Raw genomic sequence first — 15,173 nt, forward strand, 5'->3', positions numbered from 1 at the left:
AACATTATCCTATTTATTGCTCCTGCGTTTATGTCGACGTTTTTTGGATTTTTTCTCTTTTTTCGGTACAGTTTTACCCTTAGCTAAGCGTTTTTCGAGAGCTTCACTATACCGCGGTTTTTTGGCGCGATCTTTTGCTGTTTTACCCACGCGTAGTGGTTTGCGTTCACTTGATATTAAGGCAAAATCAATCTGCTTTTCCGCTAAACTCACCGCACTTACCCGCACCTTGACTTTATCGCCAAGACGGTAGTACATCCCACTATTTTCACCAATTAAGCGTTGCCCTGCAGGGTCAAATTGGTAGTAGTCATTATCCAATGTAGAAATGTGCACTAACCCATCAATAAACAGATCATTTAAGCGGACAAAAAAGCCAAAACCCGTTACCGAAGAGATAATCCCCTCAAATTCTTCACCCACGTGATCTTGCATAAATTCACATTTAAGCCAATCAGCAACATCACGCGTAGCATCATCTGCACGGCGTTCTGTCATTGAACAATGCTCGCCAAGCTGATCAATGTCGTCTAACGTGTAATGATACCCCCCTGTGGCGGTACTGCGTTTATTTGAGCCTTGCGCTTTGGCAAGCTGATATTTAATGCCACGATGTAGGCTCAAATCAGGATAACGTCGAATCGGTGAGGTGAAATGTGCATAATCTGGCAGCGCAAGACCAAAATGCCCAATATTATCCCCAGAATATACCGCTTGGCTCATCGATCGTAGTAACATTGTTTCAATCAGTTCATGATCAGCGCGCAACCGCACTTTTTCCATCAATTCAGCATAATCAGCAGGTGTCGGCTTTAATCCACCACTTAGGGTTAAACCGCACTCTTTCAGGAAAGAACGAAATGCCGTTAATTTTTCCTCACTCGGGACGGCATGCACACGATAAAGAGCAGGCTCTTTGGTTTTTTCCATAAAACGTGCTGCTGCAATATTGGCTAAAATCATACATTCTTCAATGATTTTGTGTGCATCATTGCGCACCAATGGCTCAATACGCTCAATTCGTCCTTGAGGATTAAAAATAAATTTGCTCTCGATCGTATCGAAATCAATCGCACCACGTTTTTTTCTTGCAGTGATTAAAACCTGATAAAGGGCATACAGTGCTTCTAAATCGCCAACCAACGGTGCATAACGTTCACGGAGTACTTCATCACCTTGCAAAATTTTCCAAACTTTCGTGTACGTCAAACGTGCATGCGAATTCATCACCGCTTCGTAAAAGCGATAGTCATTCATTTTCCCTTTTTTACTCAACGTAATTTCACATACCATACACAGGCGATCAACCTGCGGATTCAGTGAACACAATCCGTTGGATAGCACTTCAGGTAACATTGGCACGACCCGATTTGGAAAATACACAGAATTTCCACGCTCACGTGCTTCATTATCAAGTGCAGTTTTCTGCCTGACATAATAACTCACATCCGCAATGGCAACCCATAACGTCCAAGTGCCATTATCATTTTGACGACAAAATACTGCATCATCAAAATCACGCGCATCTTCACCGTCAATGGTAACCAACGGCAAATCCCGCAAGTCCACTCGCCCTTGCTTCGCGTCTTCTGGCACACTTTCACTTAAATTGGCAATCTGCTTTTCCACACTTTCAGGAAAAACATGAGGAATATCGTGATTACGCAATGCAATTTCCACCTCCATTCCTGGCGCCATATTATCGCCTAAGATCTCAATAATCTTGCCTACGGGCTGATTTTTTCGGGTGCGATGCTGCAATTCAACCACCACCACTTGCCCCATACGTGCACTCAAGCGATGTTCATCAGGGATCAAAATATCTTGCGTGATTCGGCTGTCATCTGGCACGACATAACCAATGCCACTTTCCAGAAAAAAACGCCCCACAATTTGCTTTTTACGACTTTCTAACACCCGCACAATCCGCACTTCTTGCCGCCCTCTACGGTCAAAACCATTGGGCTGTGCCAAGACATAATCACCGTGCATCACACGCTGCATTTGATTATTTGGAATAAACCAGTCTTGCCCATTTTCCACCTGCAAAAAACCGAATCCATCGCGATGTCCCAGCACAGTGCCTTTCAATAACGCGAGTTTTTCAGGCAAGGCATAGCATTTACGCTTAGTAAATACCAACTGCCCGTCATTCTCCATCGCTCGCAAACGACGTCGTAGCCCTTCTTGTTGTGCTTCATCTGTGATCGAAAGTGCGGTTTGTAGATCAGCTCGACTCATCGGCGCATTATGATCGCGGATGGTTTGTAGAATAAATTCTCGACTGGCGATAGGGTTGTCGTATTTTTCAGCTTCTTGGGCGAAATTAGGATCCTGTGACATGAGCACTCCTTGAATTGAGTTATGATACAAGTTTGACATTGCGCCGAAGGGAATGCAAGCGGCAAAAAGCAAAGTGCGGTCAAAATAAAAAGGCTACCAATCAATGTGGTAGCCTTTTGTCCATAAACCTAAATTATTAGGCTTGACCTTTAACCGCTTTTAAGCCCAAGAACGGTGCTTTGTCGCCAAGTGCTTCTTCAATACGGATTAATTGGTTATATTTTGCGATACGGTCAGAGCGGCTCATTGAACCAGTTTTGATTTGACCTGCAGCAGTACCAACGGCTAAGTCAGCAATCGTTGCATCTTCTGTTTCACCAGAGCGATGTGAAATTACCGCAGTATAGCCAGCGTCTTTCGCCATTTTAATCGCATTCAACGTTTCAGTTAATGAACCAATTTGGTTGAATTTAATCAAGATAGAATTGGCAATACCTTTTTCGATACCTTCTTTCAAGATTTTGGTGTTGGTTACAAACAAGTCATCACCGACCAATTGCACTTTATCTCCCAACACTTTAGTTTGGTAAGCAAAGCCTTCCCAATCTGATTCGTCTTGACCATCTTCGATCGATACGATTGGGTATTCTTTACATAATTCTTCAAGGTAGTGTGTGAATTCTTGCGAAGTGAATGATTTGCCTTCACCTTTCATTTCATACATACCATTTTCTTTGTTGTAGAACTCAGATGATGCACAGTCCATTGCTAAGGTAACATCTTTACCTAACACATAGCCTGCTTTTTCAACCGCTTCTTTGATACACGCAAGTGCGGCTGCATTTGATTCAAGGTTTGGCGCAAAACCACCCTCATCACCTACCGCAGTGCTTAAGCCTTTTGCTTTCAATACTTTAGCTAAGTTATGGAACACTTCTGCACCAATGCGTAGGGCTTCTTTTAAGGTTTTTGCACCTACGGGTTGAATCATAAACTCTTGAATATCAACGTTATTATCTGCATGTTCCCCACCGTTGATGATATTCATCATTGGTAATGGCATTGAATATTGACCTGGTGTGCCATTAAGTTCGGCAATCCATGCAAATAGTGGCATACCTTTCGCAGCCGCTGCTGCTTTTGCATTAGCAAGAGAAACCGCAAGAATAGCGTTTGCACCCAATTTTGTTTTATTTTCAGTACCATCTAAATCAAGCATAATTTGATCAATTTCAGCTTGTTTAGTTGCATCTTTACCAACAAGGGCTGGCGCAATAACATCATTGATATTAGCCACCGCTTTTAAAACGCCTTTACCTAAGAAGCGAGCTTTATCACCATCACGCAATTCCAACGCTTCACGAGAACCCGTTGACGCACCTGATGGAGCTGCTGCCATACCAACAAAGCCGCCCTCTAAATGCACTTCTGCTTCAACAGTTGGGTTACCACGAGAATCGATAATTTCACGACCCAGTACTTTTACAATTTTAGCCATTTTTGTTTCCTCATTTGTGCTAAGGTTTAATTCAAAAAAATCTTTCCCGATTTTAAAGCCATTTATGCCATTTGTCTTGTAAAAATTACAAATTGATTGATTTAAATCTAGTTTAACGCATACGTGTTGATTTATTGCAAGCCCAATGAACGGCGAAGCCGCACGAGTTCCTCACCATCAGTGACCATAATACGCTGATCATTATCGGCGTTTTGCCCCATCGCGACCGCACTTTGACCAATCATAGCACTATTGCGAAAGCGCTTGGCTGACAAATGCAGCTCATCAGCACCAGTGGCGGTCAATAAATCGTTGGCGTTTTGCGCATTCACGCCCGCCCCAGCCATAATACTGATGCGCCCGCGTGCTTGGCAGACTAACTGCGCAATCAGCTTACGCCCAAGCCAAGCGGAAGAGGCTTGCCCTGAAGTCAACAAACGGATACAGCCGAGGTCGATAAGCGTTTCAAGTGCGGTTTGTGGATTGGCGCATAAGTCAAAAGCACGATGAAAGGTTATCTCCAGCCCATCAGCGGCCTCAATAAAGCGTTTCGTGCTTGCCACATCAATTTCACCACTCTCGGTCAGCGCACCAATCACCACACAACTTACGCCCATATCACGCGCCATGTGAATATCATCAACCATCATGGCGACCTCATTGCGGCTGAATAAAAAATCCCCTGCACGTGGGCGCACCATCATCGCAATCGGCAATGTGGCAGTCTCAACCGCACTTTTCAGAAAGCCATAGCATGGTGTTAACCCGCCGACAGCAAGCGCACTGCACAACTCAATGCGATCAACTCCCGCTGCGTTTGCTATGCGGACAGACTCCATGTTCTCAACACAAACTTCGATGTTCATCCTTGCTCACTCAAAACCGCACTTTTAATAAAAAAACACCCTTATCAACAAAGCGGATAAAGGTATATTCAGTTGAATTTACTTTGCTTCTTGATGTATGCGTGCAGCTTTTACAAAACTTTCAAATAAGGGATGTCCATCACGCGGGGTTGAAGTGAATTCTGGATGGAACTGTGCCGCCACAAACCATGGATGGTTTGGAATCTCAATAATTTCCACCAATTTTTTATCTGCTGATAAACCACTAACTGTTAGCCCCGCTTGTTCAATTTGAGGTAATAAATTGTTGTTAACCTCATAACGGTGACGATGACGCTCTTCAATGGTATCGGAATCATAAATTTCATGCGCTTTAGAGCCTTGAGCTAAATGACATTGTTGTGCGCCAAGACGCATCGTACCGCCAAGATCGGAGTTATCAGAACGTTTTTCAACATTCCCGTCGGCATCTTGCCATTCCGTGATTAATCCCACCACAGGATATGGCGTATTTTTATCAAATTCTGTGGAATTCGCACCCGCCATCCCCGCTTTGTGGCGTGCATATTCAATCAATGCAACCTGCATACCTAAACAAATACCAAGATAAGGCACATTATTTTCACGGGCATATTGTGCAGTTAGGATTTTTCCCTCCACCCCACGATAGCCAAAACCGCCTGGAATCAAGATACCGTCAAGCCCCTTGAGAATCTCTATACCTTTTGTTTCCACATCTTGCGAATCAACATACTTAATATGCACATTCACGCGATTGGCTAATCCTGCATGCTTCAAGGCTTCATTTACAGACTTATACGCATCTGGCAATTCCGTATATTTACCTACCATACCAATGGTGACATCGCCATTGCTTGGGTTACTTTCACGATAGAGCACTTGCTCCCACTCGCTCAAATCAGCCTCAGGGCAATCAAGATGAAAACGCTGACAAATAAAATCATCTAAACCTTGTGATTTTAATAGTGCAGGAATTTGATAAATAGAACTCACATCTTTAAGTGAAATAACCGCTTTTTCAGACACATTGCAAAATAATGCAATTTTGGCACGTTCGTTTGCGGGAATCGCACGATCTGAACGGCAAATTAAAATATCAGGTTGAATGCCGATTGACAGTAATTCCTTAACTGAGTGTTGGGTAGGTTTGGTTTTCAATTCACCTGCCGCTGCAATATAAGGCACTAACGTCAGGTGCATAAATAATGTACGCTCTCGCCCCACTTGCACCGCTAACTGACGTAACGCCTCTAAAAAAGGTAACGACTCAATATCCCCAACAGTTCCGCCCACCTCGACAATTGCCACATCATGATCAGCAGCGCCGTCAATCACACGGGCTTTAATCTCATTAGTAATATGGGGAATAACCTGAATGGTCGCACCTAAATAATCGCCGCGACGCTCTTTACGCAGCACTTCAGAATAAATTTTACCCGTCGTAAAATTGTTACGTTTGGTCATTTTGGTGCGGATAAAACGCTCATAATGCCCAAGATCCAGATCGGTTTCAGCACCATCTTGGGTCACAAATACTTCGCCATGTTGCGTTGGGCTCATTGTGCCAGGGTCAACGTTGATATAAGGATCGAGCTTCATCATGGTGACATTCAGCCCACGTGCTTCTAAAATTGCGGCAAGGGAGGCGGCAGCTATGCCTTTGCCGAGAGAAGATACTACACCGCCTGTTACAAAAATATAATTGGTAGCCATTTGAAACCTAATAGTTGAATTTGAGTGATGATAAGTTGGCTTATCTAAGACGGGATCATAGTGTATAGCAAAGTGCGGTTAATCTCAATTGTTATTGCATTATGCTGCACTTTGTTTAAGCAAACGAAGGATGTTTTTTATTTCAAAATGACGATAAGACATAAAACCGCACTTTACAACGCAAAGTGCGGTTAAGTCAGTTAGCTTATTGCTAACGCTTGGCGTTGTGTCAGTTCACTGAGTTTGCGAAGAATGAAGTTTAATACCACACCATAAGTTGGAACGAAAAAGAGCAACCCAATAAACAATTTAAAGCCATAATCGACCACGCCAATCGCAAACCAATGTTCTGCCATAAACGGATCTGTGCTTTGATAAAAGGCAATACTGAAGAACAATAGTGTATCAAATGCACTGCCAAATACCATTGAGCAACTTGGAGCTATCCACCACGTTTTCAATTTTCTCAAGCGGTTAAACACCAACACATCAAGCAACTGCCCGAACACATAGGCCGCAAAGCTGGCGAAGGCAATTCGGAACACAAACATATTAAAATCAGCCAATGCACCCATGCCTTGATATTGCTGATCGACAAATAGCGTGGACACAATATAACTGATGAATAATGCGGGAATCATCACCACAAAAATAATCCAACGTGCTTCACGTGCGCCAAAAACACGCACGGTTAAATCCGTTGCCAGAAAAATAAATGGGAATGTCAACGACCCCCATGTGCTATCAAAACTGAAGTCAGTGAATGGCACGTTCACTTCAAATGTGATTTGCACAAGGTAGTTACTCGCGGCAATGATTAAAATGTGGAATAGGCTTAATAAAATAAGCGTACGACGTTTTTGTTGCGTGTTAAATAACGCATTTGCAGAGATCATAGAGTACCTTTTTAGTTTGATTTGGGGTTAGGGAACCCAAGATTAATCGAGCGAAAGATGATAGCGTGCTGATAAAAAATTGCAAGTAGAAATTGTTAACTATTCGTTCATTTAAAAAGTGCGGTAAGGATAGGCTGACCGCACTTTTATCCTAAAAATTAACGGCGGAACATGTTGCCCATTGCACCCATGCCCCCCATCATACCTTTCATACCCCGCATCATTTTCGCCATGCCGCCTTTACGCATTTTTTTCATCATACGTTGCATCTCCGTAAACTGCTTGAGCATTTTGTTTAAATCTTGCACTTGTGTACCCGATCCTGCGGCAATACGACGCTTGCGTGAACCTTTGATAATCTCTGGCTTTTGCCGCTCTTTGAAGGTCATTGAGTTGATCATCGCCTCCATTTTATGAAACATCTTATCATCCATCTGACCTTTCACATGCTCTGGCAAATTTTTCGCACCTGGGAGTTTTTCCAGCATACTCATCATTCCACCCATATTGCGCATTTGGATCAATTGCTCACGGAAATCTTCCAGCGTAAAATCATCACCTTTTTTGAACTTTTGTGCCATTTTTTCGGCTTTTTTGTGATCGACATTACGTTGAATATCCTCAATCAACGAAAGGACATCGCCCATGCCCAAAATACGCGAGGCAACACGATCAGGATGAAACGGCTCAAGGGCATCCGTTTTTTCTCCGACCCCTAAAAATTTGATTGGCTTGCCTGTAATTTGTCGAATTGACAGAGCAGCCCCACCACGAGCATCACCATCCACTTTCGTTAACACAACCCCCGTCAGTGGCAACGCTTCATTAAAGGCTTTGGCGGTGTTAGCGGCATCTTGCCCTGTCATGGCATCGACGGTAAATAACGTTTCAACTGGATTTAACACACTGTGGACGGCTTTGATCTCCGCCATCATTTCACTATCTACGTGTAATCGCCCTGCGGTATCCACAATCAACACATCATAGAATTTCAACTTAGCGTGAGCAAGCGCACTTTGGGCTATCTCAACGGGATTTTGGGTCGTTTGTGAAGGAAAAAAATCTACCCCAACACTCTCCGCCAATGTTTCCAACTGTTTAATCGCCGCCGGGCGATACACATCAGCTGAGACAACCAGCACTTTTTTCTTATCTCGTTCACGCAAGAATTTCGCCAATTTGCCCACGCTGGTTGTCTTACCTGCCCCTTGCAAACCAGCCATTAAAATAACGGCAGGGGGTTGAGTTGCAAGATTGAGGCTTTCATTGACCTCCCCCATCGCTTGCTCAAGTTCAGCTTGTACAATTTTCACAAACTCTTGCCCTGGCGTTAGGCTTTTATTCACCTCAACGCCGATAGCACGCGCTTTCACGTTGTTAATAAATTCGCGTACTACGGGCAACGCCACGTCTGCTTCAAGCAATGCCATTCGTACTTCACGCAGGGTTTCTTTGATGTTGTCTTCCGTTAAACGCCCACGCCCTGTGATATTGCGTAGCGTTTTTGCTAGACGATCAGATAAATTTTCAAACATAAACTGTCCTTTTACCGCACTTTGCCGTTTTTAGTCATTAAGATAAGCCCGATTATACCCAATTTCCGCATTTTTTCATCTGTGAATGTTTTTTGGCTGGCAATTTTGCCATAAAATTGCTACTTTTTGCGGAAAGGCGATGAATTTTGCCGTAAACTATAAAGTCATTTAGGTTAAATGAATGGATAGTCAAGGTATGATGTTTTTCGCCAGTTTAGCTGTGATAGCGTATCTTGTGTGCACGCTGTCACTGTTGCCACAATTGCTCCTCGCGCAAACACAAAGTGCGGTTTCAAGCCCGAAACGTGGGAGATTTGTCGCTATTTCAGCCGTCGCATTGTTGCTGCATGGCGTATTTATTTATCAGCTCGTAGCCCACGGTGAGCCGCCCTTCACGTTCACCTTGTTAAATATTCTCAATGTGATGACGTTGTTAGTTGTATTACTGATGACAATGGCTCTATCACACTTAAATACCTTGTGGTTTTTGCTGCCGGTGGTGTATAGCATTGCCATGCTAAGCATTATTGCAGGTACGCTGCTGCCTGGGCATATGGTCGCGTATTTTAACGATAATACCGCACTTTTAATTCATATTACCCTTGCGCTGGTGTCGTATGCGGTCTGCTTCATTGCCACACTCTTCGCCTTTCAATTAACCTGGTTAGATTATAAATTAAAACACAAAAAAATCGTGTTTTCGCCGATAATCCCTTCTATTATGAGTGTGCAGCGACAATTTTTTAAATTGCTTGGCGTCGGTGAAATGTTGCTAACGTTGGCATTATTAAGTGGTGCTATTTCGCTACACAATTTTTTTGCACCAGAACAAATACAAAAAGCCACATTCTCGTTTTTGGCGTGGATTGTGTTTGGCTTGCTGCTCATTGGACATCAAAAATTACATTGGCGTGGAAAGAGGGTGCTTATTTATACAATTTCAGGTATGATTCTTCTCACTATTGCCTATTTTGGCAGCAGAACATTTTTAACATTATAACAGGGTAAAGTGCGGTCGGTTCAAACCGCACTTTATAATTGATTCACTAAAATAAGGAACACATTTTTGGACAGTATCCCCTCGAGTACACTGTTTATTGTATTAATCATTCTTCTTTTTTGCTCAGCCTACTTCTCTGGCTCAGAAACAGGTTTGCTCTCCATTAATCGCCATCGCATGCGCTTTATGGCAGAGCAAGGGCATCGTGGTGCACAAAAAGCAGAAAAACTGCTTAAACGTACCGATACATTGCTTGGACTGGTGTTAATTTTCAATAATCTTGTCAATATTCTTGCCTCTGCCATTGCCACAATTTTAGGGATGCGCTTATACGGCGATGCGGGTGTTGCAATTGCCACAGGGCTGCTTACCTTCTTTATGCTGGTTTTTTCTGAAATTTTACCGAAAACATTAGCGGCAATGCACCCTGAACGCGTAGGATTTACCAGCAGCCATTTTCTTTCCCTTTTATTAAAAATTTCATTGCCGCTGGTGTATTTAATCAATGCGTTTACTAATGGATTAATCCGCCTATTTGGTATGAATGTAGGGCAAAAAGTGCAAACTATTAGCCAAGATGAATTGCGTAGTATTGTGCATGAATCAGGGAAATTCATCCCTTCTGCTCACCAGCAGATGCTGCTGTCTATTCTCGATCTGGAACAGGTAACTGTGGACGATATTATGGTGCCGCGTAATGACATTGGCGGCATTGATCTTGATGATGATTGGCGTGCCATTATGCGCCAACTTAACCACTCTGCCCACAGCCGCATTGTGTTGTACAAAGGGAATATGGACGAAAACGTCATTGGGATGTTACGCGTACGTGAAGCATACCGCCTTATGCTGGATAAAAATGAATTTAACAAAGAAACGCTCATTCGTGCTGCCGATGAAATTTATTTTATTCCCGAAGGCACACCGCTTAACACTCAGCTATTAAATTTCAAAAATAACAAAGAGCGAATTGGCTTGGTCGTGGATGAATACGGCGATATTAAAGGCTTGGTGACACTGGAAGATATTTTGGAAGAAATTGTGGGGGAATTTACCACCTCGATGACACCATCGATTGAAGAAGAAGTCACCGAACAATCCGATGGCTCTGTTTTGATCGAAGGGCAAGCCAATATTCGTGATTTAAACAAGCTCTTTGGCTGGGAACTGTCTACCGAAGGGCCTCGCACCTTTAACGGCTTAATTTTAGAACATTTGGAAGAAATCCCACCAGAGGGCGAAGTGTGCCAGATTGAAGAATTACTCGTTACCATCGTTGAGGTCAGTGATAATATGGTGAAACTCGCTAAAGTCGTACGCAAAGCCATTCCACCAAAAGAGAAAACATAAATAACCGTCAAAGTGCGGTTTGACCGCACTTTCGCTTTTGGGTAAAACCCGTATAATGTCCACTTTTAATGCACCCTTTATGCTAAAACTTATCACCATTATATTGGCAACGCAAACCATTGTTGGATGCGGCACAATTGTTGCTTTACTCAATCCAACCACGCCCTACTCACCTTATGCTGGTGTGAAGTATGATTATGCGATGGCACAACAATGGGGGCTACCGATTTTGGATATTCCGTTGTCATTTATAATGGATACCGCACTTTTACCCTATGCGTGGACACAGGAATAAAAATGAAATTAAATCCACAACAAGAGCAAGCCGTACACCGAGTATCAGGCCCCTGCCTCGTACTAGCTGGAGCAGGATCGGGCAAAACGCGCGTCATTATTAATAAAATTGCACATCTTATCCACCATTGTGGCTATCCTCCTCGCCATATTGCTGCTGTTACATTTACCAATAAAGCTGCTCGTGAGATGAAAGAACGCGTGGCGCACGCCATCGGCAAAAAGGAATCGCGTGGTTTAACAGTCTGCACATTTCATACACTAGGATTTGATTTTCTCAAGCGAGAATACCGCCTGCTAGGCTACAAGGCAAACATCACGCTATTTGACCAATATGATCAACTCGCGTTACTAAAGGAATTATTTGCTAAAACGCTAAAAAATGATAAAGACTTGCTGACTGAATTACACAATTATATTTCTCGTTGTAAAAATAATCTTTATCTACCACAACAGGCTAGTGCCCAAGCACAAGGTGAAAAAGAACCTATTTTTGCACTGTGTTATCAGCAATATCACGAGCAAATGCGTGCTTATAATGCACTGGATTTTGATGATTTAATTATGCAACCGACATTGCTCCTCAAAAACAATGCTGACGTGCGTACCCGTTGGCAAAGCAAAGTGCGGTATTTGCTAGTGGATGAATACCAAGATACCAATACCAGCCAATATGAACTGATTAAACTGTTAGTCGGCAATGATGCCAATTTCACGGTGGTGGGTGATGATGATCAGTCTATTTATTCATGGCGAGGGGCACGCCCTGAGAATATGCAACGCTTGCGTGATGATTACCCTAATTTAACGGTAATCAAACTCGAGCAAAATTACCGCTCTAGCCAGCGGATTTTAAACGCAGCCAATATTTTAATTGATAATAACGATCATGTCTTTGCCAAACGCCTTTTCTCACAACTGGAAGAAGGCGAAAAGCTCAATGTTATTGAAGCCAAAAACGAAGAACACGAAGCTGAGCGTGTGGTGGCCGAATTAGTGGCTCACCGCTTTATGCGCAAAACTCACTACAAAGACTACGCAATTTTATACCGAGGCAATCACCAAGCGCGCAGCCTAGAAAAAGTCTTAATGCAAAACCGCATCCCATACAAAATTTCAGGCGGGACATCCTTTTTCTCCCGTGCTGAAATAAAAGATATGATGGCCTATCTACGGGTATTGGTGAATCCTGATGACGATGCTGCGTTTTTGCGTATCATAAACACCCCAAAACGTGAAATTGGCCCCGCCACGTTGGAAAAACTTGGGCAGTTAGCACAAGAGAAACACCAAAGCTTATTCGCGACGATTTTTGAATTTGAGCTCATTCAACGCATAAATCCCAAAGGTTACGCGGCATTGCAAAATTTTGCCGATTGGCTGGTGGCACTTTCTGATGAAAATCAGCGCACAGGCGGTGAAAGTGCGGTACGCAGCCTACTCGAGGGACTCAATTATCAAGCCTATCTCTTTGATAACGCCACCAGCCCGACGATTGCAGAGATGCAAATGCGCAATGTGGCAACACTATTTGAATGGGTAGAAGCAATGTTAAAAGGCTCAGAACTTGAGCCACCATTAACACTCAGCCAAGTGGTTGCACGCCTCACACTGCGTGATATGCTTGAACGTGGTGAAGAGAGTGACGATGCCGATCAAGTACAACTGATGACACTGCACGCCTCCAAAGGCCTGGAATTTCCCTACGTTTATCTTATCGGCATGGAAGAGGGCATTTTGCCACACCAAACCAGCATTGATGAAGACAATGTTGAAGAAGAGCGTCGTTTAGCCTATGTTGGCATAACCCGCGCACAACGAGAACTGACATTTTCCCTCTGCCGTGAACGTCGCCAATATGGCGAAATATTCCAACCCGAGCCAAGCCGCTTTTTACTTGAGCTGCCACAGCATGATTTGATCTGGGAACACGATAAACCACCGCTGACAGAACAACAAATTGAGCAAAAAACACAGCACAATGTGGCGAATCTGCGTGCATTTTTGAAGACAAAAACGTAACAAATTGCTTGCAAATCAAGCAACCAAACAAAAAAGTGCGGTTTGATGACAAAAAGCATTTGACTTATTTTCAGAAAATCGTATCATGTGCGCTCAAACCAAATGTGGTGAGATGGCCGAGAGGCTGAAGGCGCACCCCTGCTAAGGGTGTATAGGGGAAACTCTATCGAGGGTTCGAATCCCTCTCTCACCGCCATTTATACTGCGCATCCGTAGCTCAGCTGGATAGAGTACTCGGCTACGAACCGAGCGGTCAGAGGTTCGAATCCTCTCGGATGCGCCATTCACTTTTACTCTAGGTGAGTGTCAAAAGTCTAAGTGCGGTTTCAAACATATCTCAGCGCATCCGTAGCTCAGCTGGATAGAGTACTCGGCTACGAACCGAGCGGTCAGAGGTTCGAATCCTCTCGGATGCGCCATTTATTATTTCTTATCTGTTGTTAAAATTCTGGCAATATAAATCGCTAAGCTAAAGAAAACACCAACACTCACAAATAAATATAACATAGAAAAAAGTTTACCCAATGGGCTTTGTACATACACATGATGAAAATCTATTGTTGCTGATGTCGCAACACTAAATAGTAGTGCATCAATCCAGCTAAATTGCTCAATACGATGATAAAATAACGTCCCTCCGAATAATATTGCCATATATAATACAAGTAATGCCCGAAATGTACGGTTTTTCATTCCTAGCCACAAAGCTTTTAATAAACGTAATATTGTCAAAAAGAGTGAAATCATAAAATGTGCCAACTGAATAACAATAGGAAAATCATAGCATATTTACAAAATACTTGTAATAAATTAAGAATACGTGTCATTTGTATTTAAACGTCAAAAACTATATAATCTAGCGACAATTTACAATCAAGGACACATCATGTTAGTTACCTTTCTCATTATGTTGCGCGAAGGGCTTGAAGCCGCATTAATCGTCGCAATTGTCGCTGGTTTTCTAAAGCAATCAGGTCATCGCCATATGATCCCTAAAGTATGGATTGGGGTACTAGCAGCCTTAATATTATGTGCCGCACTTGGGTACGGCATTTACAAAGGCACGGGCGAAATTCCACAACAAGCACAAGCCATGGTAGCTGGCTCGATTGCATTAATTGCTGTAGGTATGCTGACATATATGATTTTATGGATGAAAAAAGCGGCCCGCTCTGTCAAAAAACACTTACAAGATTCAGTCACAGCCGCCTTAGCACAAGGCAATGGTCAAGGTTGGGCGTTGGTCGGCATGGCATTTCTTGCCGTGGTACGAGAAGGGATTGAAACCGTATTTTTCCTCCTTGCGGTATTCCAACAAAGTAGCTCACAGTATATGCCACTAGGTGCAGTGCTCGGCTTAGCCTTTGCAATTGTGATCGGTTGGCTCATCTATGAAGGCAGTGTTAGCCTCAATTTAGCGAAATTTTTCCGCTGGACTGGTATCTTCTTAATTTTTGTTGCCGCAGGATTGATTGCAAGTGCCTTTCGCGGTTTTCATAATGCGGGCTTATGGCACTGGGGGCAAGAAGTGCTGTTCAATTGGTCAAATACACTGAACGAAAAAAGCCCATTCGGGATTTTACTCGGTGGCATTTTCGGTTACACAGATCACCCAACAGTGAGTGATTTAGTCCTTTATTTTGGTTATTTAATCCCTGTTTTATTCTTCTTTTTATATACTGCGAAACCTCGCACAACAAGTGCAAGTGCTTAATA

The 15,173-nt window shown here is 43.1% G+C and carries 12 protein-coding genes and 3 tRNA genes; 8 read left to right on the forward strand and 7 right to left on the reverse strand.

Annotated elements, in window-relative coordinates; translation table 11 throughout:
• Positions 1–9 precede the first annotated feature (9 nt).
• The 6 genes from rnr to ffh all read right to left on the reverse strand — a co-directional run bounded on the left by rnr (position 10) and on the right by ffh (position 8,791).
• Positions 10–2,382 carry a ribonuclease R gene (rnr, locus tag HPC40_RS07835; protein ID WP_208118941.1) on the reverse strand — a complete coding sequence of 791 codons (2,373 nt, stop codon included), beginning with the start codon at positions 2,380–2,382 and terminating at the stop codon, positions 10–12.
• Between the two features lie 97 nt (positions 2,383–2,479).
• Positions 2,480–3,781 (reverse strand): phosphopyruvate hydratase, encoded by a 1,302-nt coding sequence (gene eno, locus HPC40_RS07840; protein WP_208118942.1) that lies wholly within the window; start codon positions 3,779–3,781, stop codon positions 2,480–2,482.
• A gap of 131 nt (positions 3,782–3,912) precedes the next feature.
• Positions 3,913–4,647, reverse strand: a complete 735-nt coding sequence (locus HPC40_RS07845) for a copper homeostasis protein CutC (protein WP_208118943.1) — start codon at positions 4,645–4,647, stop codon at positions 3,913–3,915.
• Between the two features lie 78 nt (positions 4,648–4,725).
• A complete protein-coding gene (locus HPC40_RS07850; RefSeq protein WP_208118944.1) occupies positions 4,726–6,360 on the reverse strand; it encodes a CTP synthase in 1,635 nt (544 codons plus the stop codon).
• Between the two features lie 200 nt (positions 6,361–6,560).
• Positions 6,561–7,256, reverse strand: coding sequence for a 7-cyano-7-deazaguanine/7-aminomethyl-7-deazaguanine transporter (locus HPC40_RS07855; protein WP_208118945.1), 696 nt, complete (start codon positions 7,254–7,256; stop codon positions 6,561–6,563).
• Positions 7,257–7,414: 158 nt separating this feature from the next.
• Positions 7,415–8,791, reverse strand: coding sequence for a signal recognition particle protein (gene ffh, locus HPC40_RS07860; protein WP_208118946.1), 1,377 nt, complete (start codon positions 8,789–8,791; stop codon positions 7,415–7,417).
• 181 nt (positions 8,792–8,972) lie between these two features.
• On the opposite strand from ffh, the gene HPC40_RS07865 reads away from it, so the two are divergent.
• From HPC40_RS07865 to HPC40_RS07895, 7 genes are all read left to right on the forward strand, one after another.
• Entirely contained in the window at positions 8,973–9,791 is an 819-nt protein-coding gene (locus HPC40_RS07865; RefSeq protein WP_235972362.1) for a cytochrome C assembly family protein, read from the forward strand.
• 66 nt (positions 9,792–9,857) lie between these two features.
• Positions 9,858–11,141 carry an HlyC/CorC family transporter gene (locus HPC40_RS07870; RefSeq protein WP_208118947.1) on the forward strand — a complete coding sequence of 428 codons (1,284 nt, stop codon included), beginning with the start codon at positions 9,858–9,860 and terminating at the stop codon, positions 11,139–11,141.
• A gap of 79 nt (positions 11,142–11,220) precedes the next feature.
• Positions 11,221–11,436: a YceK/YidQ family lipoprotein gene (locus HPC40_RS07875; RefSeq protein ID WP_208118948.1), complete on the forward strand. Its 216-nt coding sequence runs from the start codon at positions 11,221–11,223 to the stop codon at positions 11,434–11,436.
• A gap of 2 nt (positions 11,437–11,438) precedes the next feature.
• Positions 11,439–13,457: a DNA helicase Rep gene (gene rep, locus HPC40_RS07880; RefSeq protein ID WP_208118949.1), complete on the forward strand. Its 2,019-nt coding sequence runs from the start codon at positions 11,439–11,441 to the stop codon at positions 13,455–13,457.
• Positions 13,458–13,563: 106 nt separating this feature from the next.
• Positions 13,564–13,653: transfer RNA gene (locus HPC40_RS07885), tRNA-Ser, on the forward strand.
• Between the two features lie 10 nt (positions 13,654–13,663).
• Positions 13,664–13,740, forward strand: a tRNA-Arg gene (locus HPC40_RS07890).
• A 59-nt stretch (positions 13,741–13,799) separates the two neighbouring features.
• A tRNA-Arg gene (locus HPC40_RS07895) sits at positions 13,800–13,876 on the forward strand.
• A gap of 4 nt (positions 13,877–13,880) precedes the next feature.
• On the opposite strand, the gene HPC40_RS07900 is transcribed toward HPC40_RS07895, so the two are convergent.
• Positions 13,881–14,150 (reverse strand): two pore domain potassium channel family protein, encoded by a 270-nt coding sequence (locus tag HPC40_RS07900; protein ID WP_208118950.1) that lies wholly within the window; start codon positions 14,148–14,150, stop codon positions 13,881–13,883.
• 193 nt (positions 14,151–14,343) lie between these two features.
• On the opposite strand from HPC40_RS07900, the gene efeU reads away from it, so the two are divergent.
• Positions 14,344–15,171 (forward strand): iron uptake transporter permease EfeU, encoded by an 828-nt coding sequence (gene efeU / locus HPC40_RS07905; protein WP_208118951.1) that lies wholly within the window; start codon positions 14,344–14,346, stop codon positions 15,169–15,171.
• The last annotated feature ends 2 nt before the right edge of the window (positions 15,172–15,173 follow it).

It is taken from the genome of Spirabiliibacterium falconis, from assembly GCF_014885015.1.
In the GTDB taxonomy this organism is placed as follows: Bacteria; Pseudomonadota; Gammaproteobacteria; order Enterobacterales; family Pasteurellaceae; genus Spirabiliibacterium; species Spirabiliibacterium falconis.